23 protein-coding genes are annotated in these 19,946 nt (G+C 63.2%); 7 read left to right on the plus strand and 16 right to left on the minus strand.

Annotated elements, in window-relative coordinates; translation table 11 throughout:
* Positions 1-85: 85 nt before the first annotated feature.
* The 3 genes from bamC to IM543_18130 all read right to left on the minus strand — a co-directional run bounded on the left by bamC (position 86) and on the right by IM543_18130 (position 2,976).
* Positions 86-1,246, minus strand: a complete 1,161-nt coding sequence (gene bamC, locus IM543_18120; GenBank protein ID QOY93457.1) for an outer membrane protein assembly factor BamC — start codon at positions 1,244-1,246, stop codon at positions 86-88.
* 42 nt (positions 1,247-1,288) lie between these two features.
* The gene (locus IM543_18125; GenBank protein QOY93458.1) at positions 1,289-2,170 is read right to left on the minus strand and encodes a 4-hydroxy-tetrahydrodipicolinate synthase; all 882 of its coding nucleotides are present in this window, start codon (positions 2,168-2,170) and stop codon (positions 1,289-1,291) included.
* Positions 2,171-2,322: 152 nt separating this feature from the next.
* Positions 2,323-2,976 (minus strand): HNH endonuclease, encoded by a 654-nt coding sequence (locus IM543_18130; protein QOY96742.1) that lies wholly within the window; start codon positions 2,974-2,976, stop codon positions 2,323-2,325.
* A 74-nt stretch (positions 2,977-3,050) separates the two neighbouring features.
* Here IM543_18130 and IM543_18135 point away from each other — a divergent pair.
* Positions 3,051-4,201, plus strand: a protein-coding gene (locus tag IM543_18135; GenBank protein QOY93459.1) for an IS3 family transposase whose coding sequence is annotated in 2 segments (ribosomal slippage) — positions 3,051-3,297 and positions 3,297-4,201 — 1,152 coding nt in all. Because the reading frame shifts where the segments join, the coding sequence is not laid out codon by codon here.
* On the opposite strand, the gene ltrA is transcribed toward IM543_18135, so the two are convergent.
* Positions 4,137-5,225, minus strand: a complete 1,089-nt coding sequence (gene ltrA / locus IM543_18140) for a group II intron reverse transcriptase/maturase (protein QOY93460.1) — start codon at positions 5,223-5,225, stop codon at positions 4,137-4,139. The two genes, IM543_18135 and ltrA, sit on opposite strands and share 65 nt — an antisense overlap.
* Before the next feature lie 239 nt (positions 5,226-5,464).
* Here ltrA and IM543_18145 point away from each other — a divergent pair, with 239 nt between their 5' ends.
* Together IM543_18145 and IM543_18150 are read left to right on the plus strand one after the other, a co-directional pair.
* Positions 5,465-6,544 carry an IS21 family transposase gene (locus tag IM543_18145; GenBank protein ID QOY93461.1) on the plus strand — a complete coding sequence of 360 codons (1,080 nt, stop codon included), beginning with the start codon at positions 5,465-5,467 and terminating at the stop codon, positions 6,542-6,544.
* Positions 6,541-7,326: an AAA family ATPase gene (locus IM543_18150; GenBank protein ID QOY93462.1), complete on the plus strand. Its 786-nt coding sequence runs from the start codon at positions 6,541-6,543 to the stop codon at positions 7,324-7,326. Before IM543_18145 ends, IM543_18150 begins: the two co-directional genes overlap by 4 nt.
* 1,007 nt (positions 7,327-8,333) lie before the next feature.
* Here the strand turns inward: IM543_18150 and IM543_18155 are convergent.
* The 8 genes from IM543_18155 to IM543_18190 all read right to left on the minus strand — a co-directional run bounded on the left by IM543_18155 (position 8,334) and on the right by IM543_18190 (position 14,656).
* Positions 8,334-8,879, minus strand: a complete 546-nt coding sequence (locus IM543_18155; protein QOY96743.1) for a class I SAM-dependent methyltransferase — start codon at positions 8,877-8,879, stop codon at positions 8,334-8,336.
* Between the two features lie 21 nt (positions 8,880-8,900).
* Positions 8,901-9,557, minus strand: a complete 657-nt coding sequence (locus IM543_18160) for a site-2 protease family protein (GenBank protein ID QOY93463.1) — start codon at positions 9,555-9,557, stop codon at positions 8,901-8,903.
* A gap of 89 nt (positions 9,558-9,646) precedes the next feature.
* Positions 9,647-10,270 (minus strand): threonylcarbamoyl-AMP synthase, encoded by a 624-nt coding sequence (locus IM543_18165; protein ID QOY93464.1) that lies wholly within the window; start codon positions 10,268-10,270, stop codon positions 9,647-9,649.
* Between the two features lie 111 nt (positions 10,271-10,381).
* On the minus strand, positions 10,382-11,257 hold the full coding sequence (htpX, locus tag IM543_18170) for a protease HtpX (GenBank protein ID QOY93465.1): 876 nt from the start codon (positions 11,255-11,257) through the stop codon (positions 10,382-10,384).
* Between the two features lie 185 nt (positions 11,258-11,442).
* Positions 11,443-12,270, minus strand: a complete 828-nt coding sequence (locus IM543_18175; GenBank protein QOY93466.1) for a PHP domain-containing protein — start codon at positions 12,268-12,270, stop codon at positions 11,443-11,445.
* Positions 12,271-12,356: 86 nt separating this feature from the next.
* On the minus strand, positions 12,357-12,920 hold the full coding sequence (locus IM543_18180; GenBank protein QOY93467.1) for a hypothetical protein: 564 nt from the start codon (positions 12,918-12,920) through the stop codon (positions 12,357-12,359).
* A 31-nt stretch (positions 12,921-12,951) separates the two neighbouring features.
* Positions 12,952-13,623 carry a hypothetical protein gene (locus IM543_18185; GenBank protein QOY93468.1) on the minus strand — a complete coding sequence of 224 codons (672 nt, stop codon included), beginning with the start codon at positions 13,621-13,623 and terminating at the stop codon, positions 12,952-12,954.
* Between the two features lie 136 nt (positions 13,624-13,759).
* A complete protein-coding gene (locus tag IM543_18190) occupies positions 13,760-14,656 on the minus strand; it encodes an alpha/beta hydrolase (GenBank protein ID QOY93469.1) in 897 nt (298 codons plus the stop codon).
* Between the two features lie 156 nt (positions 14,657-14,812).
* On the opposite strand from IM543_18190, the gene IM543_18195 reads away from it, so the two are divergent.
* The gene (locus tag IM543_18195) at positions 14,813-15,337 is read left to right on the plus strand and encodes a gamma carbonic anhydrase family protein (GenBank protein ID QOY93470.1); all 525 of its coding nucleotides are present in this window, start codon (positions 14,813-14,815) and stop codon (positions 15,335-15,337) included.
* Between the two features lie 3 nt (positions 15,338-15,340).
* On the plus strand, positions 15,341-16,306 hold the full coding sequence (gene hslO / locus IM543_18200; protein QOY93471.1) for an Hsp33 family molecular chaperone HslO: 966 nt from the start codon (positions 15,341-15,343) through the stop codon (positions 16,304-16,306).
* Here the strand turns inward: hslO and IM543_18205 are convergent.
* Entirely contained in the window at positions 16,299-16,466 is a 168-nt protein-coding gene (locus IM543_18205) for a hypothetical protein (protein QOY93472.1), read from the minus strand. The two genes, hslO and IM543_18205, sit on opposite strands and share 8 nt — an antisense overlap.
* Positions 16,467-16,658: 192 nt before the next feature.
* Between IM543_18205 and IM543_18210 the strand changes: the two genes are divergently transcribed.
* Complete coding sequence (locus IM543_18210; protein QOY93473.1) at positions 16,659-17,165, plus strand: DNA starvation/stationary phase protection protein; 507 nt, start codon at positions 16,659-16,661, stop codon at positions 17,163-17,165.
* Positions 17,166-17,245: 80 nt separating this feature from the next.
* On the opposite strand, the gene IM543_18215 is transcribed toward IM543_18210, so the two are convergent.
* Positions 17,246-17,524 (minus strand): hypothetical protein, encoded by a 279-nt coding sequence (locus tag IM543_18215; protein ID QOY93474.1) that lies wholly within the window; start codon positions 17,522-17,524, stop codon positions 17,246-17,248.
* Between the two features lie 255 nt (positions 17,525-17,779).
* On the opposite strand from IM543_18215, the gene IM543_18220 reads away from it, so the two are divergent.
* Positions 17,780-18,202, plus strand: a complete 423-nt coding sequence (locus IM543_18220; GenBank protein QOY93475.1) for a PAAR domain-containing protein — start codon at positions 17,780-17,782, stop codon at positions 18,200-18,202.
* Between the two features lie 13 nt (positions 18,203-18,215).
* Here the strand turns inward: IM543_18220 and ftsB are convergent, their stop codons facing one another.
* Together ftsB and eno are read right to left on the minus strand one after the other, a co-directional pair.
* Positions 18,216-18,560 carry a cell division protein FtsB gene (ftsB, locus tag IM543_18225; GenBank protein ID QOY93476.1) on the minus strand — a complete coding sequence of 115 codons (345 nt, stop codon included), beginning with the start codon at positions 18,558-18,560 and terminating at the stop codon, positions 18,216-18,218.
* 58 nt (positions 18,561-18,618) lie between these two features.
* On the minus strand, positions 18,619-19,905 hold the full coding sequence (gene eno, locus IM543_18230; GenBank protein ID QOY93477.1) for a phosphopyruvate hydratase: 1,287 nt from the start codon (positions 19,903-19,905) through the stop codon (positions 18,619-18,621).
* Positions 19,906-19,946 lie beyond the last annotated feature (41 nt).

The raw sequence follows: 19,946 nt of genomic DNA on the forward strand, positions 1-19,946 counted from the left end.
GTCCGCACCGGCATCACGCCTACCGCCGGCGCATGAAAAAACCGGCCGCGCGGGCCGGTTTTTGCACTGGACGAAAACGCCCGTATTACTTCAGCTCATCCGTCAGCAGCTTCAGGATCTTCGCGCCGGTGTCGCCGGTGTCCGACTTGCCGTCATTGGTCTGCACGGTCACCTGGCTGCTTGCCGCGCCCTGCTCGCCCTTGACGATCACACGGTAACGCTGCGCTTCCTTGGCCTTGTCTTCCGCACTGCCGAAGGTGAACAGCTTCTTGAAGAAGCCTTCCTTGTTGGCCGCGTCCGGGTCGACGTAACGCACGAAGTACACGCCCTGCACGCGGTCGCGGTCTTCCACGGTGAAGCCGACGCGGTCGAGCGCCAGGCCGACACGGCGCCATGCGCGGTCGAAACCTTCATTGAGCTCGATGGCGCTGCCCACCAGCGTGGCCTGCTGCGGCGCCACCGGGGCGTTCGCGACCATGCTCTCGGCTTGCTTGGTTTCCTTGACGCCCGTCAGCTGTGCAACCAGGCGCCCCAGGAATTGCGCTTCCAGGCCCGGATCGTTCGGACGCACGGTCCAGATCGTGGTTTCCTTCTGGGGGCCTTGCAGGACTTCCTCGGCGCCGCGGTGGCTGATGTAGACCTCGGTCGAACCGTCCGGCAGGCGCTCGAGGCGGGTGCGGAACTTGTCGCGCTCACCGGTCGAGTAGGCACGATCGAACACCTTGCCCAGCGCGCCACGGATGAAGTCTTGCGGGATCTTCGAGCGATTCTCGACCCAGCTGGTTTCCATGGTGCCGGTCGTGGCCGATTCGGTCTCGATGGCGAAGCCCTGGTTTTCCCAGAACTGGCGCAATTGCGGCCACAGTTGTTCCGGGGTCTGCTTGACCACCAGCCAGCGCTGGTCGCCGTTGCGCTGGACACTGACCGCATCGGTCGAGACCGGGCCGACCGGCTGCATCGAAGCGGCCACCGGCACGCCGGCGCTCTGCGCGCCCATCTGCTGCTGGAAGCCGGACGCGGTGGCCACGCCCTTACCGTCAGGAATGGCGTAGCGGTTGTCGCGCTGCAGCGCGGTAAGGTCTGGCGGAACTTCCAGGTTGGCGGCCTTCTTGGCGCCGCGGTAGTCGACCTTGTCCGACTCGAAGATGGTGGTGCAGGCCGCCAGGCTCAGCGCGACGGCGCCGAGCGTCAGCACGCGCGCGGCGGCGGGAACGGAAACCAGGGTCTTGTTGGTGCGAATAGTCATGTCGTTCGATGTCAGTTGCTAGGAACCGGAACCCTTGCGGGTTCAGGGCTGGAGAAGGCCAGACTGGGCCAGTGCGCCACGCACGGTATCGTGGAACGCACTCGAGAGCGGCGCCAGCGGCAGGCGCAGGCCGGACGGGATCTTGCCCATCTCGGCCAGGGCCCACTTGACCGGCACCGGGTTCGGCTCGACGAACAGCTTGGCATGCAGGTCGAGTACGCGGTTGTTGATCTCGACGGCGCGCGCCACGTCGCCGGCCATGGCGGCGGCGCACAGTTCGTGCATCGCGCGCGGGACGACGTTGGCGGTCACCGAGATGTTGCCGCTAGCGCCGCAGAACATCAGGGCCATCGCGGTCGGGTCGTCGCCCGAGTACACGGCGAAGGATTGGTCGACCATGCGCAGCAGTTCGATGCCGCGGCCGATGTTGCCGGTGGCGTCCTTGATGCCGACGATGTTGTCGATCGGCGCCAGGCGCGCGACGGTCTCGTTGCTCATGTCGGCCACGGTACGGCCCGGGACGTTGTACAGGATGACCGGCAGGTCGACCGCTTCGGCGATGGCCTTGAAGTGGCGGTACATGCCTTCCTGGGTCGGACGGTTGTAGTACGGCACCACTTGCAGCGTGGCGTCGGCGCCGACGTCCCTGGCGTGGCGGGTCAGTGCGATGGCCTCGGCGGTGGAATTGCCACCCGCGCCGGCGATCACCGGAATACGGCCGGCGACGTGGTCCACCGCAATCTTGATCAGTTCCGCGTGCTCCTCCGGGGAGACGGTGGCCGATTCGCCGGTAGTACCGACGATGACGATGCCATCGGTGCCTTCCGCAATGTGCCAGTCGATCAGCTTGCGCAGGGAGTCGCGGTCAAGACTGCCGTCCTCGAACATCGGGGTGACGATTGCTACGATGCTGCCCTTAATCATATGCGTTGGCCGTGCCGGAAAGTAAAGTTGGGTAGGAAGAGGTCGTTACCGGCCCCCTCCCCCCGTAGAACCGTGCTTGCAACTTTCGTTGCACACGGCTCGAGCGTAATAAAAAGCTCCCAATCAGGAGCCAGCTAACAACCTGAAAACCTTTAGCTGTGGATCTGCTTGTGACAGGTTGGATGTACCAGTCTCTTGTTAGACAACGCCTCCGATCCGCCATCCACCCGCCTCACGACGTGGTGTATGTCTGCCCCGGTGACATCATCCAGTTCGAAACCACAATGCGCGCACTTCCCTTCCTGACGTAGGTACAGCGTCGCCCACTCCTTGTAATCGCGCCGCTTGAGAAGCATGCGACGTTGGAGCAAGGTCTCGCCGTACATTTCGTCCTTCGGGTCGTAGGGGTTGTACTCTCCCTTGACCTTCACATGACGGGTAATGCGCGTGCTAGACAGTGAGTATAACTCTAGCACACTGTCCGCACCATCTTTCCTGTTGACATCGACTGCAAATACCCATTTCCGATTGCCCAGCGGCCGCCAATACCTCTTGCGAATCCACTCCGCTTTCTTCGTTGGGTGCCGACGTTTAGCCCATCGCACCAGTCGCCAGAACAGCAGCGAGTCGATGTATGAGAACGTCCGCTTCGCCACTACGGGATGGTGATATTGCGCCCATCCGCGCAGCTTCGGGTTCAGCACTCGGAGCAACTCCTCCTGCGTCACCTGCAGTCGCTTGTTGATGACCTCCCTTAGCTCCGCATAGAACGCTTTCACGTTCTTCTTGCTCGGCTTGATGAGCAGCTTCCCTGAATACTTGAATCGCCACGACTATCGTAGACACTTCTGAGCCATAATGTTGGGCACAAGGAGAATGTATGAGCGGTAAGCGGTATCCCGAAGAATTCAAGATTGCGGCGGTCAAGCAAGTGGCGGAGCGCGGTCACCCGGCAAGCGAAGTAGCGGCGCGCCTGGGGGTAAGTATCCATAGCCTTTACACCTGGACAAAACGCTACGGTGTGCCTGAACAGGAGCGCAAGGTGGTTGATGCCCAGGCCGATGAAATGCGCCGCCTGAAGGCCGAGTTGAAGCGCGTCACGGAGGAGCGCGACATCTTGAAAAAAGCCGCGGTGTACTTTGCCAAGACGTCCGGGTAAGGTACACCTTCATTGTTGAGTTACAGGACCAGTTCCCGGTGCGGCGGCTGTGCAAGGTGCTTGGCGTGCATCCTAGTGGTTTCTATGCATGGCGTCTGAACCCCGAAAGCCGCCGCGCCAAGGAAGACAAGCGCTTGCTGGTTCCCATCAAGGAGTCATGGCTCGAAAGCGGCAGTGTGTACGGTTACCGCAAGGTCAGCGATGACTTGCGCGAACTGGGCGAACAATGCGGCATCAATCGCGTTCACCGCCTGATGCGATCGGCCGGGATTCGCTCGCAGACCGGCTACGCCAAGCGCAAGTACAAACGTGGCGGTGTGCCTTCACTTGTGGCGCCAAATCATTTACAGCGCCAGTTCGACGTGCAGGAGCCCAATCGAGTTTGGGTGACGGACATTACGTATATCCGAACGTATGAAGGCTGGCTCTATCTGGCCGTGGTACTCGACCTTTTTTCGCGCCAGGTAGTCGGTTGGTCGATGAGTTCACGTATTGATCGCGAGTTGGCGATGAACGCGCTTCTAATGGCCGTCTGGCGCCGGCAACCCAAGAATATGGTGATGGTGCATTCGGACCAAGGCAGTCAATTTAGCAGTTATGATTGGCGCGATTTCCTGGACGCGCACAATCTGCAGCAAAGCATGAGCCGGCGCGGAAACTGCCATGATAACGCCGTCGCTGAGAGTTTCTTCCAACTGCTCAAGCGGGAGCGAATTCGACGCAAAACATACGGCACCCGTGAAGAAGCAAAGCAGGACGTCTTTGACTATATCGAGATGTTCTACAATCCGAAGCGGCGGCACAGCTTCAGCAATGACTTGTCGCCGGTCGAGTACGAAAAGCAGTATTTTCAACGGCTGTCGAGTGTCTAGAAAACTCGTGGCGATTCAACTTTCGGAAGTTCCACCCGAGGAAGTCGAAGCCGTTGTCGATGTGGACTACCTTCGTCTTTGCAGCCGCCAACCTCAGTCCACGCTCCGCAAGGAACGCTTCAACCCAAGGCTGTATCTCGTCCTGCAGCAACTCTCGCGAGTCACCTGTGATAACGAAATCGTCCGCATATCGGATCACACCAATCTTCAGCCTCTTGGTCCGCCCCACTCCCCATTTGCTTACGCAATCCTTCAGGAGTTCGGTTTCCAGACCATTCAACGTCCAGTTCGCCAACGCCGGAGAGATAATTCCTCCTTGCGGCGTCCCATCCCTTGTCGCCAACAGGCCTGCCTTATCAACCACTCCGCATTTCAGCCATTTCCTCAGGACCTGCTGGTCCATTCGGATATGTTGCAGCATCCATTCGTGGTTGATGTTGTCGAAGAATCCCTCGATGTCTGCGTCGAGCGCCCATTTTGCAGAGCCCGGTTTGGACATACGAATGAATATCTGGGACATCGCATCAGCCGTCGAGCGGTTCCGTCTGAACCCATAAGAATTCGGATCGCTCTTCGTCTCCAACACAGGGTCTAGCGCAAACAGGTACAGCGCCTGCATCGCTCGATCCCGCATTGTGGGTATTCCTAATGGCCGCATCTTGCCGTTGGCCTTCGGTATGTAGACCCGACGCAATGGCAGAGGGTGGTACCCCTGCCTCTTCAATTGGGAAATCGCCACGAATTTCTTTTGTGGCGAGTCCCACAGCTCCCGATCGACACCTGCCGTTCGTTTGCCTTGGTTCTCGGTAACTCGTCGGACAGCTAAAGCCTTTGCTGAAAACGAGCGGGTGAGCCACCGTTGCAAGGCCTTGACCCTACGCCAGTCGCCGCACTCTGTTGCCTTCGCTAGTCGTGTCTGCATGGCTCTCACATTCCTTTGGACCAGACGCCAGTCGATGCTCGCCCAGCCCGTCGGTTTGTGTGAGGACGCAGAACCGATCATAGAACGATCAGTTACTCTCATGCTGAACCTCCAATAGTCCGTGGGAACCCCTTGGAGACGCATCCTCCCCCTCAGGGGTGATAACGTCCCTTCGGGAAGCCTGAAACTACAAAAGTCGATACAGCCGCTAACGACTACTACGCCGCGTGGAAGTCTGCACCCTTTCGGGTCAGGATGTCAGCAGCGGTTGTAAACTGATACAGGCAGCGATTGAAAACTGATACACCATTTTGAGAAGATGGCCGCTTTGCGGAGCGGCCTTGAAACCCAAAGAGGTGTACGTGGAAATTCAACTCCTGAAGAGGCATGGGTTAAGCCTTCGGCAGATCGCCGCCGAGGTAGGCTGCGCAGTGAACACGGTACGCCGGCATCTGGCCCTGGAGGCCGTGCCGAAGTACGAACGCAAGGTCAAACGCCAGACGAAGCTGGCGCAATTCGAGCAGTACCTGAGAGATCGGCAGCAAGCCGCTCAGCCCGACGTGATTCCGGCCACCGTGCTGTACCGCGAGATCGCCGCTCGCGGCTACGAGGGCGGCATGAGCCAGTTGAGGGCCTTTCTGCGCACCTTGCGCCCGGCGCCTCCAGCCGACCCGGTGGTGCGTTTCGAGACGGCGATGGGCGAGCAGCTGCAGGTGGACTGGGTCGAATTCCGTAAAGGCAGCGCACCCTTGCACGCGTTCTGCGCGACGCTCGGCTTTAGCCGGGCGAGCTACGTGGAGTTCGTCAGCAACATGAAGGTGGAGACCCTGATCGCTTGCCACGAGCGCGCCTTTGCGGCGTTCGGTGGCGTGACGCGGCGGGTCCTGTACGACAACATGAAGACGGTGGTGCTGGAACGCGATGCGTACGGCGAAGGCGAGCACCGCTTCCACGCCGGCTTCCTGGACTACGCCAGGCATAGCGGTTTCGTGATCAAGCTGTGCCAGCCGTACCGGGCCAAGACCAAGGGCAAGGTCGAACGATTCAACGGCTACCTGCGTCGTTCGTTCTACGTGCCGCTGGCGAGCCGGCTCGCGCAGAGCGGCCAGAAGCTCGACGTCGTGACGGCCAACGTGGAAGTGGCCCACTGGTTGCGCGACGTGGCCAATGCGCGCATCCACGGAACAACCGGAGAGCCGCCAGCCGAAGCATTGAAGCGGGAGGTGGAGCACCTGCAAGCGCTACCGGCACCGTGGCGGGCGGACATCGCGGCAGCCAGGCCGCAAACGAGTACTGCAGCACCTGCGGCGCCGCGGCCGGCGGCGGTGGTGGAGCGGATCGCGCAACCGTCTCCAGTACAGCATCCGCTACAGGTGTACGACGCGCTGCTGGTGCGGGTTACTGAAGGGGTGGCGGCATGAACCTGCAGCATGAGCGTATCGCGGCGTTGTGCGAGAGCCTGAACCTGCCGTTCGTGGCACAGGGCTATGGCGCCGCAACCCAGAAGGCGGCGAAGCAGGAGATGGCCTACAGCGACTTCCTGGAGGGGCTCTTGAGGGAAGAAGCCGCCGGACGCAACGTACGCAAGCAGAGCATGATGACCAGGCTGGCCGGGTTCCCGGCAGTGAAGACGCTGGACGAGTTCAACTATGACTTCGCCAAAGGCGTCAAGCGCAGCCAGGTCGAGGAACTGGCCGGCCTGGGCTTCGTTGAACGGCATGAAAACGTGGTGCTGGTCGGGCCCAGCGGCGTAGGCAAGACGCACCTGGCAATGGCACTGGGCTACAAGGCCACGCAGGCAGGCATCAAGACGCGCTTCACGACGGCGGCCGACTTGATGTTGGCGTTGTCGACGGCGCATACGCAGAACAATCTGAAAGCGGTGATGCACCGCGCGATCAAGGCGTATCGGCTCTTGATCATCGACGAGATCGGCTATTTACCGATGAACCGGGAACAGGCCAACCTGTTCTTCCAGGTGATCGCGGCCCTGTATGAGCGTAGCAGCCTGATCGTGACCAGCAACCTGCCGTTCGGGCAGTGGGACACGACCTTCGCGCAGGACACGACGCTGACCGCGGCCCTGCTCGACCGGCTGCTGCACCACGCGCACATCGTGCCGATTGCAGGGGAAAGCTACCGGCTGAAGCACCAGCGCCAGGCCGGGATGATGAGGGGGAGCGATGTTGCAGAAGTTGGCTGAACGCGGACGGTGTTCGGCAACGGCGGTGTATCAGTTTTAAATCGCTGGCACGACGAAATCTGTATCAGTTTTCAATCGCCGTTGACACAGGACAAAGTTGGAATCCCTATCCGGATGGTTACAACCCGGCGTTCGCTTTCTCCACGCTCCCATACCCGCTACCTCAACAGTTTCCCTGCCTTACCCACTGCTCCGAGTAAGGCGAGATAACGGGCTTACCACGTTCCCTGCAATACCGACACAGTCCCAATTGCGGACTGTGACTAGCCGTTTAGGGCCCATCTTTCCCCCGGCGACACTAAGACGAACGTACCCCGACTTTTAACCGGAGTAACCAGGTCGCGCGCCATTTGGCCAAGGCCTTTGAGCAGCGTAAGCCTTTCAATCATCACGAGGGTTCACACGATGGTTCAATTAATTTACCCATGCGGCACTAGCCTAGCCTCTTGGTCGCTTGCTGCGAACGACCTCCACACGTCTGCTCACGCAGACTATGTGCCGTAAAACGGGAGATACGTTATTCACGAGGCTTCGAAACCCTACCGTTACCAGTAGAGCCCGCTCAGGTTGGCTACAGATGGTCGTACATCCGGTCGGGGCACCAATTAGCCGGGCCCGACAAGGCATTGCAGAGCAGGATGCTCTTAGTGGAAAAGATTAATGAGTCCGCCCTCTACATGACGCAAGGAATGTTGTAAGCATTTGTTACGACTCTGCCTACTTTGACATAAATACCACACTCAACCTTACCTCTTACATCTTGATGAGATAAGGCTTCGCCCTCGACCGCAAAGTTTGCCGGTCTACAACGACTTCACGTGGTTCCAAGAGGAACCGAATGACAGCGATTTTCAGGAGAAAATCGGTATTCCACTAGAGAGAAACTACGGTCTCATGCTCGCCCAAACCCGCACGGCCAGCTTATGCATAAGAGCAACACATTACGTGTCGCACTAAAAGTCTGATTGTAGCGGATCGCCCGCTTCTATGGTTCATTCGTGACCACATTAATGGTCGAGCTTCGCTTCGGTTTTGGCGAAGGCCGGCCCGGCCGCGCACAGGCGCTGCACCTGGGCCGGGTGGGGACGGTCGACATGGCCGTCCTCGTAGGCCAGCACCTGCAGGCCGGCCTCGCGTGCCAGACCCAGCAGTTCTTCAGGCGCCAGCAGGAAGTCCGGATTCGACGGCTTGCCGTAGACCTGGTTACCTTGCGCAAAAGTTTCGTAGACCAGGATGCCGTCCGGGCGCAGGCTGGCGGCCAGCCGCGCGAACAGCGGGCGGTACAGGTAATTGGTGACGACGACCAGCGCGAAACGCCCCGCCTCGAACGGCCAGACGGCGCCCTCGGCTTCCAGGTCGTGCACCAGCGTGCTGACCTCCGGACCGGCGAGCGTTGCCAACAGCTCGGCATTGCGGTCCAGCGCGACTACCTGCATGCCCTGCGCCGCCAGCAGGCGCGTGTGGCGGCCGCTGCCGCAAGCCAGGTCGAGCGCTTCGCCCGCTTTCGCCAGCGGCGCGAAGCGCGCGACCCAGGGCGAGACCGGCAGGTTCATCATGTTCATGTCGGCAGCAGCTTAGTTGAGCAACAGCGTCAGGGGCGAAGCGATCAGCTGCAGCAGGATGCGGCCCAGCTGCATCACGGGGAACACCCAGAATGCCAGCAGGTTCATGAAAATCAGCGCCAGCACGATGAAGAAGCCATAGGGCTCGATGCGCGAAAACTTGTAGGCCAGGCGGGTGGGCAGCATGCTGGTGAGCACACGGCCACCGTCCAGCGGCGGGATCGGCAGCAGGTTGAAGGCGAACATCAGGAGGTTGGCGAACACGCCGGCCTGCGCCACCTTGTGCGGGAATTCCTCGCTCACGCCAAAGGCCACCAGCAGCAAGGCCAGGATCAGCCACATCAGCGCCATGATGAAGTTCGCGCCGGGACCGGCCAGGGCCACCCAGGCCATGTCGCGCTTCGGGTTGCGCAGGCGGTTGAAGTCGACGGGGACCGGTTTGGCGTAGCCGAACACGAAGCCGCTCGTCAGGTACAGCGCGATGGGGATGACGATGGTGCCGAGGATGTCGACGTGCACCAGCGGATTGAGCGTCATGCGCCCCGCGGCATAGGCGGTGTTGTCGCCGAAATAACGGGCGACGTAGGCGTGGGCGGCTTCATGCAGGGTAATCGCAAAAAGAACGGGGAGCGCGTAGACGGCGATGTTGCGTATCAGTTCTGGATCCATGTGCGCGATTCTATCAGGTCCCGGGGACCCGGCAGTTAGACGATGCTGAAGGCCGGGGAGCGTGATCCGGTCTACTGGACCAGATCACCCTACAGCCCGAAGGCCGCCGGATCGCCCCTGCCCGCGCGCACCAGTTCCGGCGCCGGCCCGGTCAGGTCGATCACCGTGGTCGGCTCCAGGGTGCCGGCGCCGCCGTCGATCACCAGTTCGATCTGCTTGCCGAGGCGCTCGAGCACCTCGTCCGGGTCGGACAGCATGTGCTCGTCGCCCGGCAGCTGCAAGGTGGTGCCGATCAGCGGCTCGCCCAGTTCCTCGATCAGCGCCAGCATGATCCGATTCTCGGGGACGCGCACGCCGATGGTCTTGCGCGACGGATGCGAGAGGCGGCGCGGCACTTCGCGCGTCGCCTCCAGGATCACCGTGTAGGGCCCCGGCATGGTCGCCTTGAGCAGCCGGTACTGCGTGTTGTCGACGCGCGCGAAGTGCGCGATGGCGGACAGGTCGCGCACCAGCAGGGTCAGGTGGTGGCGGTCGTCGACGCCGCGGATGCGGCGCAGCTTCTCGACTGCGGCCTTGTCGTCGAGGCGGCACACCAGCGCATAGGCCGAATCGGTGGGCGCGGCCACGATCCCGCCCGCGCTGATGATCTGGGCAGCCTGCTTCAGGAGCCGCGGCTGCGGGTTCTCGGAATGGATCTGGAAGTGCTGGGCCATGGGTCGCCTTTCTTTAGTTTCTTTATCTTGTTATCGGAGTGCCTGCAGCGCAGGATGTCAACGCAGCGCCTGCAGCGCAGGATGTCAACGCAGCGCCTGCAGCGCAGGATGTCAACGCAGCGCCTGCAGCGCCGCGATGCGCTGCTCCATCGGCGGGTGGGTCGAGAACAGCGCGCCCCAGCCGCCGCCGCTGCCGGAGATGCCGGAGGCGGCCATCGACGATGGCAGCGCGCCTGGCGCCAGGCCGCCCAGGCGGGCCAGCGCGTGCTGCATCGGCAGCGGGCTGCCCAGCAGCTTGGCGGAGCCGGCGTCGGCACGGAATTCGCGCTTGCGCGAGAACCAGGCCACGATGATCGAGGCCAGGATGCCGAACACGATCTCGCACACGAACACGGTGACGATGTAGCCGATGCCGGGGCCGCGGTCCTCGCTGCGGAACAGCATTTTGTCGACGAAGAAGCCGACCACGCGCGCCAGGAACACGACGAAGGTGTTGACCACGCCCTGGATCAGGGTCAGCGTCACCATGTCGCCGTTGGCGATGTGGGCCACCTCGTGGCCGAGCACGGCCTCGACCTCGTCCTGGTTCATGCTGGTCAACAGGCCGGTGGACACCGCCACCAGCGCGGAGTTCTTGAAGGCGCCGGTGGCGAAGGCATTCGGCTCGCCCTCGTAGACCGCGACTTCCGGCATCTTGATGCCGGCGCGCTCGGACAGCCTGCGCACGGTATTGACCAGCCACAGTTCGGTGCTGTTGGCCGGCTGGGCGATGACGCGCGCGCCGGTCGACCACTTGGCCATGGGTTTGCTCATCAGGAGCGAGATGAAGGAACCGGTGAAGCCGACCACCAGCGAGAACACGGCCAGGTTCGCGATATCGATGCCCTGCCCCGTGACGGCGCGGCCTACGCCGAGCAGGTTGAGCACGAGCGACACCACCAGCACGACGGCAAGGTTGGTGGCGAGGAACAGAACGACGCGTTTCATGGCAGGGTCTCCTGGCAGCTTGATGATGTCAGGCTGCCAAGATTGGGCTGTCCAGCCGAAATTCAAGTAGGGTGGTCGGCTCTGCCGACCGCGCGTTCAAGCGCCGCATGAAAAGAGGAGCGGTCTGCAGCCAAGGTATTTCTGGACGCACGGTCGGCGAAGCCGGCCACGCGCCCCGGACCACCCTACCAGTCGTGCCACACCGGCGTCAGTCCGCTTGGCAGCGGCGGCAGCTCGGCAAACTCCACCCGCGCCTCGCCCGGCGCATGGAAATCCGTGCCGCGCGAGGCCAGGAAGCCGTAGCGCCGCGCCTGCTCGGCGTAGATCTGGTACTGGTCCGGCGTATGGCTGCCGGTCACCACTTCGATGGCCTTGCCGCCGAGCTGGCGGAATTCGTCGAACAGCGCGCCCTCGGCCGTGTCGGTGAACGGATAGCGGCCCGGGTGGGCAATCACGGGGACGCCGCCGGCGCCGCGGATCCAGCCGACCGCCTGCGCCAGCGTGGCCCAGCGATGCGGCACATAGCCCGGCTTGCCCTCGGTGAGGTATTTGCGGAACACCTCCGAGGTCGAGCCGCAGGCGCCGATCTCGACCAGGTAGCGGGCGAAATGGGTGCGCGAAATCAGGTCCGGGTTGCCGACGTAGCGCAGCGCGCCTTCATAGGCGCCGGGGATGCCGGCGCTGGCCAGCTGGGCCGAGATCTCGCGGGCGCGCGCCTCGCGCCCGTTGCGGGTGGCGGCCAGGCCGGCAACCAGGGCCTGGTCGTCCTCGTCGACCTGCAGGCCGACGATGTGCACGGTCTCGCCGGCCCAGGTCACCGAGATCTCGACGCCGGCCACGAAGCGCATCCCGAGCGCGCCGGCCGCCTGGCGCGCCGCCTTGATGCCGCCGATCTCGTCATGGTCGGTCAGCGCCCACAGCTCGACGCCGCCCTTGCGGGCGTAGGCGGCGACGGCGCTTGGCGCGAGCACGCCGTCGGAGACGTTGGAATGGCAGTGGAGATCGGCTTTCATGGCACGGCGCCTGGCTGGCGTATTCGATGGCGATGGAGCGGAACATTGTACGCGTCAATCGCCCCGCCGTGCGGATCGCGCAACGGCTAGTTCGACTGCAGCATCGAGCGCACGGTGTTCTCTTTCGCCAGCACGTAGTCGTGGCCGGCCAGCACCAGGTTGGTGCTCGGCTGGATCACCTTGACGTTCACGAACACGGCGTCGCGGGTCTCGGCATACGAGCCGACCACGACCGCCTGGGCGTTGTGCGTGTGCGCCACATCGCCGATCTCGCGCGTGAGCATCAACTCGCCCTGCCCGCGCTTGAGGTAGACGCTGTTACGCAGCTTCATCTCCAGCATCTTCATGCCGCCCTGGGCCAGGCGGGTCGAGAGCTGTTCGGCCACCAGGCGGCCCAGCATCGAGGTCTGTTCGAGCGCGTCGATGTTGACGATGGTCGCCATGATCAGGGGTTTGTCCTCCTGCAGCTTGCCGCGCAGCTGCAGCGCCAGCGCGTCGGCGGCGCGGTAGTTGGCGGCGACGAAGGCGTTGGCCGAGACCGAGGTGTAGTTGGTGTCTTCCTGCGGCTGCGTGGAACAGGCGCCCAGCAGCAGCGCGGGCAGCAGCGCAGGTAGCACAAGCGCGGTCGCGCGAAGGGTCGGGAATCGCATCAGGGCCTCGGTGCTCGGTTCAGTGCTCGGTTCAATGATTACGGACCGCGAAGGTCCTGGTCGGCTGGAAGGCGGCGTCGTACAGGGCGCGGTCGGTATCCAGCGTGTAGTAGACCGCGGTGCTGCGCGCATAGTAACGGCTGTCGTCGGCCAGCGACAGGCTGACGATGATCTCGGTCTTCGGGGTAGCGCCGGTGGCGAACTGGGAATGGAACCAGGCATGGGCGTCCTGTCCCGCGATGGCGCTCGACACCAGCCATTCGATGCTGTGCTCGATGCCGGTCAGTACCCAGGCGCCCGCAACCAAAGCGGTGCGCTCGCCGGCAAATTTGTACTGCGGGCGCTCGGGCGAGAAAGCGAGCACCTGGGTGTCGAGCTCGATGCGCAATGCGTTCGCATCCGGCACCTTCACCACGATATAGCCCTGGTTGACGAGGGCGGTGACCAGGTGCGCGCTCACGCCCTGGGCAAAGGCGCTCGACTGCTGCGAGGTGACGTACAGCGGCCGCTTGGCGTTCACCTTGAGCGAGGGCGCGAGCTGGCCGGCCATGTGGCGCGCGATCACGCCCCAGTGCGCCGCCGCCTGCAGCCTGGCCTGCTGGGTGCTCGGGAAATTGGTGGCCACCGGGGCCGGGCTGTAGGGAACGGCGCAGCCCGTCATCAAGAGGGCGCCGCAAAGCGCGAGGCCGGCGCGAAATCGCATGTGTGTCCTGTCAGTCTGTCTCGATGGCGCAAAATGGCGCCGCTTCGGGATGGGACTGTAGCACACGCGTTTCCGTGCGGCAATTATGGATGAGGATACTGAGGGCTGCCGACAACGCCGCGCCAAACGCCGTCGGTCAAGCGCCCGGCACTTCGGCGCCGGTCAGGAAGGCCTCGATCATCCGCGCCAGCAGCGCAGGCTGGTCATGGTGCAGCATGTGCCCTGCCTCCGGCATCATGCGCGCCGTCACATCGGCCAGGTGCTCGCGCCGGCGGTCGATTTCGGCCCGGGCCTGCTCCTTCGGGCCCATCCAGCGCCACATCTCGGTTTCTTCCGCTTCGATCCACAGCACCGGCGCCGTGATCTGGGTCCAGCAGGCCAGTACCTCGTCGGCGTGGTAGAGCAGCGGACCGGTCATCTTGTGCGCCGGGTCGCCCAGGATGCGCCACTGGCCGTCCGCGTCCCTGGCGGACCAGTGCCCGGCCAGGAAAGCGGCGCGCTCGGCCGGCAGGCGCGGATTGGTCTTCTGCAGGCGGGCCGCCACCTCTTCCAGGCTGGCGTAGCCGCGCATCTCGGGCTTGGCGCGCAGTTCGTCGAGCCACTTGGCGAAGCGGCCGGGCGCCTGCGACGGCCGGGTGGCCGGCAGGCCGAAGCCTTCCAGGTTGATGAGTTTGGCGATGCGCTGCGGGCGCGCGCCCGCATACAGGCTGACGATGTTGCCGCCCATGCTGTGGCCGAGCAGATTGATGGGTTCACCCGGCGCATAATGGTCGAGCACCGCCTCGAGGTCGGCCAGGTAGTCGGGAAACCAGTAAGTATCCGAATGCGAGCGTTCGCTCAGCCCGAAACCGCGCCAGTCGAAGGCGATCACGTGCCAGTCGCCCTGCAGGGCGTCGACCACGAACTGGAACGAGGCCGAGACATCCATCCAGCCGTGCTGCATGAAGAGCTTGGGCGCGCCTTCGCGGCCCCAGTGGCGCACGTGCGTGCGCAGGCCGCGTACGGTGAGGAATTCTGAACGGGACGGAATCATGGGAGTCTGGACAAAAGTGCGGCTAAAAAAGTACGGTCGTTCGCATTATAGCCCTGCGCTTGATATTGCGCTGGCCAGCCCCATCTTTCAGCGGTCGGACGATGGCGGGCGCAGGGTTTACAATAGCGGCATATCAACCCTTCCCCGAGCACATCCATGGCGATTTACCAGCTGGGCGAGCATGCGCCCGAGATCGACGCCTCGAGTTTCGTGGCCGATTCGGCAACCCTGATCGGCAAGGTCACGCTGGAGGCGAATGCCTCGGTGTGGTACGGCGCAACGCTGCGCGGCGACAACGAACGGATCACCATCGGCGAAAACAGCAACGTGCAAGAAGGCACGGTGATGCACACCGATATGGGCTTTCCCCTCACGCTGGGCAAGAACGTGACGGTCGGCCACCAGGCCATGCTGCATGGCTGCACGGTCGGCGACGGGTCGCTGATCGGCATCCAGGCCGTGATCCTCAATGGCGCCAGGATCGGCAAGGGCTGCCTGGTGGGCGCCGGCGCGCTGGTCACCGAAGGCAAGGAATTCCCGGACGGTTCGCTGATCCTCGGTTCGCCTGCCAAGGTGGTGCGCACCCTGACGGAAGAAGACATGCTGCGCCTGCAGGCCAGCGCCGCGAGCTACGTGGCGCGCGGCCAGCTGTTCAAGGCGCAGCTCAAGAAAATTGGATAAAGAATGACGACTGAAGTGATGACTGACACGCGCGACACCCTGCAAAAATTCATCTTCGACAACGCCGCCGTGCGCGGCGAGCTGATCGAGATTTCCGACACCTGGCGCGAGATCCAGGCCCGTCACGCCTACCCGAAGGCGGTGCGCGCCGCGCTCGGCGAAATGGTGGCGGCCAGCGCCCTGCTGTCGGCCAACCTGAAGTTCAACGGCGCCATCGTGATGCAGATCTTCGGCGACGGGCCGGTGCGCCTGCTGGTGGTCGAGTGCGACGCCCAGCTGCGCATCCGCGCCACCGCGAAACTGGCGCCGGACGCCGAGCTGGCCGACGACGCCACGCTCACCCAGATGTTCAACGCGCACGGCAAGGGCCGCTTCGTGATCACCCTCGACCCGGTCGACAAGGTGCCCGGCCAGCAGCCCTACCAGGGCGTGGTGCCGCTCATCGGCGAAGACATGGCGACCGTCATCGAGAACTACATGCTGCGTTCCGAGCAGATGGACACCCGCCTGTGGCTGGCGGCCGACGACCGGGTCTCGCGCGGCCTGCTGCTGCAGAAGCTGCCGCGTCACAGCGGCAAGGACGACCAGCAGAAACAGGCCTCCGAGGCCGAAGACCTGGAAACCTGGAACCGCGCCGTGATGCTGGGCCAGACCCTGAAGCGCGAGGAACTGCTCAGCACCGGCATCGAAACCCTGCTCAAGCGCCTGTTCTGGGAAGAGACGATCCGCGTGTTCGATCCGCAGCACCCGCAGTTCCACTGCAGCTGCACGCGCGAGAAGGTCGGCAACATGCTCAAGATGCTGGGGCAGGAAGAAGTCGACTCGGCGCTGGCCGACCTGGGCGAACTGGGTATCAACTGCGACTTCTGCGGCAAGCACTACGCCTTCGACAAGGTCGATTGCGCCCAGCTGTTCGCCAGCGACACCCCGGTGCAAACCATGATGCCGCCGAGCGGTTCCATCAACTGACGCCGCTGCCGAACGCGCGGCCGGCGGCGCCGGCTGCGCGTTCCTGTCCACCCTGGGGTTTGCCGGCGGCCGGCGCCTCGGCGAACTCGTACACCGCCAGCGCCTCGAACGAGGGCGCGGCCATCGCCGGCAGCGTGGCGATGATGGAAAGTCGCTTCACGCACATCCTTCGGCGGTGAGGGTCGGGAGCATTGGACAGACCCTGCGCCTGCCAATCCGCACACATTTCCACCGCCCCGCTAATGAACCGGGACACTCAAAATACGCATTTTCCGCGACGGTGCTAAGCTGATGCATCTTTGGCAGTGTTGTCATTTCTTTAAAATAACTGCCCTTAATCAGGAGAAAAACGATGCACATGGATACCGGAATCAGCAACGAGGACCGCGCCAAGATCGTCGAATCGCTCTCGACCGTCCTGGCTGACGCCTACATGCTTTACCTGAAGACCCACAACTTCCACTGGAACGTCACCGGGCCGATGTTCTCGACCCTGCACGTGATGTTCGAAGAGCAGTACACCGAGCAATGGAATGCGCTGGACGACATCGCCGAGCGCATCCGCGCCCTGGGCCACTTCGCACCGGCGACCTCGAAGCGCTATGCGGAACTGTCGAACATCAAGGAAGAGCCGGACGTGCTGTCGGCCAAGGAAATGATCCGCCAGCTGGTCGAAGGCAACGAAATCCTGGTGCGCACCATGCGCGCGGGCGTGAAGGTGGCCGACGATCTGGACGACTTCCCGACCGCCGACATGCTCACCACCCGCATGGAGGTGCACGAGAAGAATGCCTGGATGCTGCGCTCCTTCCTGGAACAGGGCGCCGGCGCGACGCAGGGCGACGCGTCGTCGGACTGAGCCCGCGATACGCGCCCAGAACGAGAAACGCGCCGTGAGGCGCGTTTTTTTTGCAGTCGCGTCCGGGCAGGATCGCGATATCAGCCGCGCCCGCCCGACATGTGCAGGTCGACCACCTTCATGATCTCGAGCGTGAGCTCGAGGTTGAACTCCTCCGCGACCAGGGCGGCGTGCAGGGCGTCGCGCGGCATGCCCACGGCGGCGGCCAGCGCCGCCAGGCCCGGCGCGCGCGCCACGGCCTGCATCGCGAGGGTAATGGCGGCGCCGTCGCCTTCTTCGAAGGCCTCGGCCAGGCAGTCGGCGATGCTGTCGAGCGAATCGAGCTCGGCGGGGTTCAGGGGCGTGTTTTCTTGGGTCATGCCTGGTTCTCGTGAAAAGGCGCATTGCTGCGCGGAGAGTTCATTCGGTCGATCATACACCGTCGCCAGCGGCCTGGCGAAGCGGTGCTTCAGCCATGGCGCGGGATGGGGCGCTTCCGGCGCTTCCAGAAAATTTCTTGTAGTCCCAGTCCTACATGGTGATTACTTTGATATAAATCAGAGATCTACTTGCCACAAGGACTTTCAATACGCCTGCGTAGCAAGAATTCACTGGTCACTTCTCAAGGAGCGTCAATGAAACGTATGTCCGCAGTTGCCATGTCGTCGATCGATCATGAAGCGGCAAGCCCTGCCCCGGCAGGCCGCAAGCTGATGGCCCGCTATCCGATCGCGACCGTCGGATCGCACACTCTACAAGGCGGCAAGGTCGTCGCGGCCGATCATGAACGGCACGCGGACGGCTTTCGCATCGCCTGCGTCGGCGACCGGGTGCGCTATCCCGACGGCAGCGAAAGCATCATCGTTTCGGGAGCGGGCAATGCGTCGACCTTCGGCGACCGGCCGATCGCGCTGGTCGGCAGCCACGTCGAAAATGGCGACCGTATCGCCCTGAGCCCGCAGAACATGGGCGAGATCGTCCTGTTCGAAGGCGACGCGCCGATTGCCGGCCTGCTCCAGCCGGGCTACCTGCCGCCACAGGGGAGTCGCGACGCCTGATCTCGCCGGCCGGTCAGTGGCCGCCCTGCTTTTCCTTCGGCGGCGGCGGCGGCGGCGGCACGGTCATCGAGACCACCGGCTGTTCGTCCTTGCGCAGCACCTGCACGAAGATCTCGTTCTGCTTGATCATGCCCAGCTCGTAGCGGGCGCGCTCCTCGACCGCGCCCAGGCCTTCGCGCAGGTCGATCACTTCCGACTCGAGCTTGGCGTTGCGCGCCTCCAGCAAGTCGGTCTTCTGGCGGGTCTGCGCGACCTGGTCGCGCATGTCGGCCACGGCCAGCCAGCCGCCCTTGCCCAGCCACAGCGGGTACTGGATCAGCAGCAGCAGGACGGTGAGCGCGATGGTGATGAGTCGCATGGCATGCAAAAGCCGGACGGCCCCAGGGGCTGTCCGGCTCCATTCCTTTACCTCAGGATTACTTCAGATTATAGAACGCGTCACGGCCCGGGTAGGAGGCGACGTCGCCCAGGTCTTCCTCGATACGCAGCAGCTGGTTGTACTTGGCCATGCGGTCCGAACGCGACATCGAGCCGGTCTTGATCTGGAGGGCGTTCAGGCCCACCGCGATGTCGGCGATGGTCGAGTCTTCGGTTTCGCCCGAGCGGTGCGAGATCACGGCGGTGTAGCCGGCGCGCTTGGCCATCTCGATGGCGGCGAAGGTCTCGGTCAGGGTGCCGATCTGGTTGATCTTGATGAGAATCGAGTTGGCGATACCCTTCTGGATGCCCTCTTTCAGGATCTTGGTGTTGGTGACGAACAGGTCGTCGCCGACCAGCTGCACCTTCTTGCCCAGCGCGGCGGTGAGCGTGGCCCAACCTTCCCAGTCGCCTTCGGCCATCGCGTCCTCGATCGAGATGATCGGGTACTTGTCGCACCAGGTGGCCAGCATGTTGGTGAAGTCCTGCGCCGACAGTTGCAGGCCGCCTTCGCCTTCGAGCACGTACTTGCCGTCCTTGTGGAATTCGCTGGCCGCGCAGTCCAGGCCGAGCGCGATATCCTGGCCGGCCACGTAGCCGGCCTGCTCGATCGCCTGCATGATCAGCTTGATCGCTTCTTCGTGGTTGGCCACCGACGGAGCGAAACCGCCTTCGTCGCCGACCGCGGTGTTCAGGCCCTTCGAGTGCAGGATCTTCTTCAGGGTGTGGAACACCTCGGCGCCCCAGCGGACCGCTTCCTTGAACGAAGGCGCGCCGACCGGGATGATCATGAACTCCTGGATGTCGAGGTTGTTGTCCGCGTGCGCGCCGCCGTTGATGACGTTCATCATCGGGACCGGCAGCTGCATCGCGCCCGAACCGCCGAAGTAGCGGTACAGCGGCAGGCCGGCTTCCTCGGCGGCCGCCTTGGCGACCGCCATCGAGACCGCCAGCATGGCGTTGGCGCCCAGGCGACCCTTGTTTTCGGTGCCGTCGAGATCGATCAGGGTGCGGTCCAGGAAGGCCTGCTCATTGGCGTCCAGGCCCATGATCGCTTCGGAGATCTCGGTGTTGATATTCTCGCAGGCCTGCAGCACGCCCTTGCCGAAATAACGCTTCGGGTCGCCGTCGCGCAGTTCGATCGCTTCGCGCGAACCGGTCGAGGCGCCCGAGGGCACGGCGGCGCGGCCCATCACGCCCGATTCCAGCAGGACGTCGCATTCCACGGTCGGGTTGCCGCGCGAATCAATGATTTCGCGGCCGATGATATCAACGATAGCACTCATGTTTTTCAATCTCCGAAGGGTAAGAATGTTGTAGCGGCTAC

It is taken from the genome of Massilia sp. UMI-21 (assembly GCA_015277795.1).
Classification (GTDB): Bacteria; Pseudomonadota; Gammaproteobacteria; order Burkholderiales; family Burkholderiaceae_D; genus Telluria.

What these genes read in the sequence shown, in the direction of transcription:
- hslO (QOY93471.1), top strand. Translation starts at nt 15,341, where the DNA reads ATGACGACTGAAGTGATGACTGACACGCGCGACACCCTGCAAAAATTC.
- bamC (QOY93457.1), bottom strand. Translation starts at nt 1,246, where the DNA reads ATGACTATTCGCACCAACAAGACCCTGGTTTCCGTTCCCGCCGCCGCG.
- ftsB (QOY93476.1), bottom strand. Translation starts at nt 18,560, where the DNA reads ATGCGACTCATCACCATCGCGCTCACCGTCCTGCTGCTGCTGATCCAG.
- IM543_18175 (QOY93466.1), bottom strand. Translation starts at nt 12,270, where the DNA reads ATGAAAGCCGATCTCCACTGCCATTCCAACGTCTCCGACGGCGTGCTC.
- ltrA (QOY93460.1), bottom strand. Translation starts at nt 5,225, where the DNA reads ATGAGAGTAACTGATCGTTCTATGATCGGTTCTGCGTCCTCACACAAA.
- IM543_18160 (QOY93463.1), bottom strand. Translation starts at nt 9,557, where the DNA reads ATGGATCCAGAACTGATACGCAACATCGCCGTCTACGCGCTCCCCGTT.
- eno (QOY93477.1), bottom strand. Translation starts at nt 19,905, where the DNA reads ATGAGTGCTATCGTTGATATCATCGGCCGCGAAATCATTGATTCGCGC.
- IM543_18125 (QOY93458.1), bottom strand. Translation starts at nt 2,170, where the DNA reads ATGATTAAGGGCAGCATCGTAGCAATCGTCACCCCGATGTTCGAGGAC.
- IM543_18155 (QOY96743.1), bottom strand. Translation starts at nt 8,879, where the DNA reads ATGAACCTGCCGGTCTCGCCCTGGGTCGCGCGCTTCGCGCCGCTGGCG.
- IM543_18210 (QOY93473.1), top strand. Translation starts at nt 16,659, where the DNA reads ATGCACATGGATACCGGAATCAGCAACGAGGACCGCGCCAAGATCGTC.
- IM543_18165 (QOY93464.1), bottom strand. Translation starts at nt 10,270, where the DNA reads ATGGCCCAGCACTTCCAGATCCATTCCGAGAACCCGCAGCCGCGGCTC.
- IM543_18180 (QOY93467.1), bottom strand. Translation starts at nt 12,920, where the DNA reads ATGCGATTCCCGACCCTTCGCGCGACCGCGCTTGTGCTACCTGCGCTG.
- IM543_18215 (QOY93474.1), bottom strand. Translation starts at nt 17,524, where the DNA reads ATGACCCAAGAAAACACGCCCCTGAACCCCGCCGAGCTCGATTCGCTC.
- IM543_18190 (QOY93469.1), bottom strand. Translation starts at nt 14,656, where the DNA reads ATGATTCCGTCCCGTTCAGAATTCCTCACCGTACGCGGCCTGCGCACG.
- IM543_18185 (QOY93468.1), bottom strand. Translation starts at nt 13,623, where the DNA reads ATGCGATTTCGCGCCGGCCTCGCGCTTTGCGGCGCCCTCTTGATGACG.
- IM543_18195 (QOY93470.1), top strand. Translation starts at nt 14,813, where the DNA reads ATGGCGATTTACCAGCTGGGCGAGCATGCGCCCGAGATCGACGCCTCG.
- htpX (QOY93465.1), bottom strand. Translation starts at nt 11,257, where the DNA reads ATGAAACGCGTCGTTCTGTTCCTCGCCACCAACCTTGCCGTCGTGCTG.
- IM543_18220 (QOY93475.1), top strand. Translation starts at nt 17,780, where the DNA reads ATGAAACGTATGTCCGCAGTTGCCATGTCGTCGATCGATCATGAAGCG.
- IM543_18150 (QOY93462.1), top strand. Translation starts at nt 6,541, where the DNA reads ATGAACCTGCAGCATGAGCGTATCGCGGCGTTGTGCGAGAGCCTGAAC.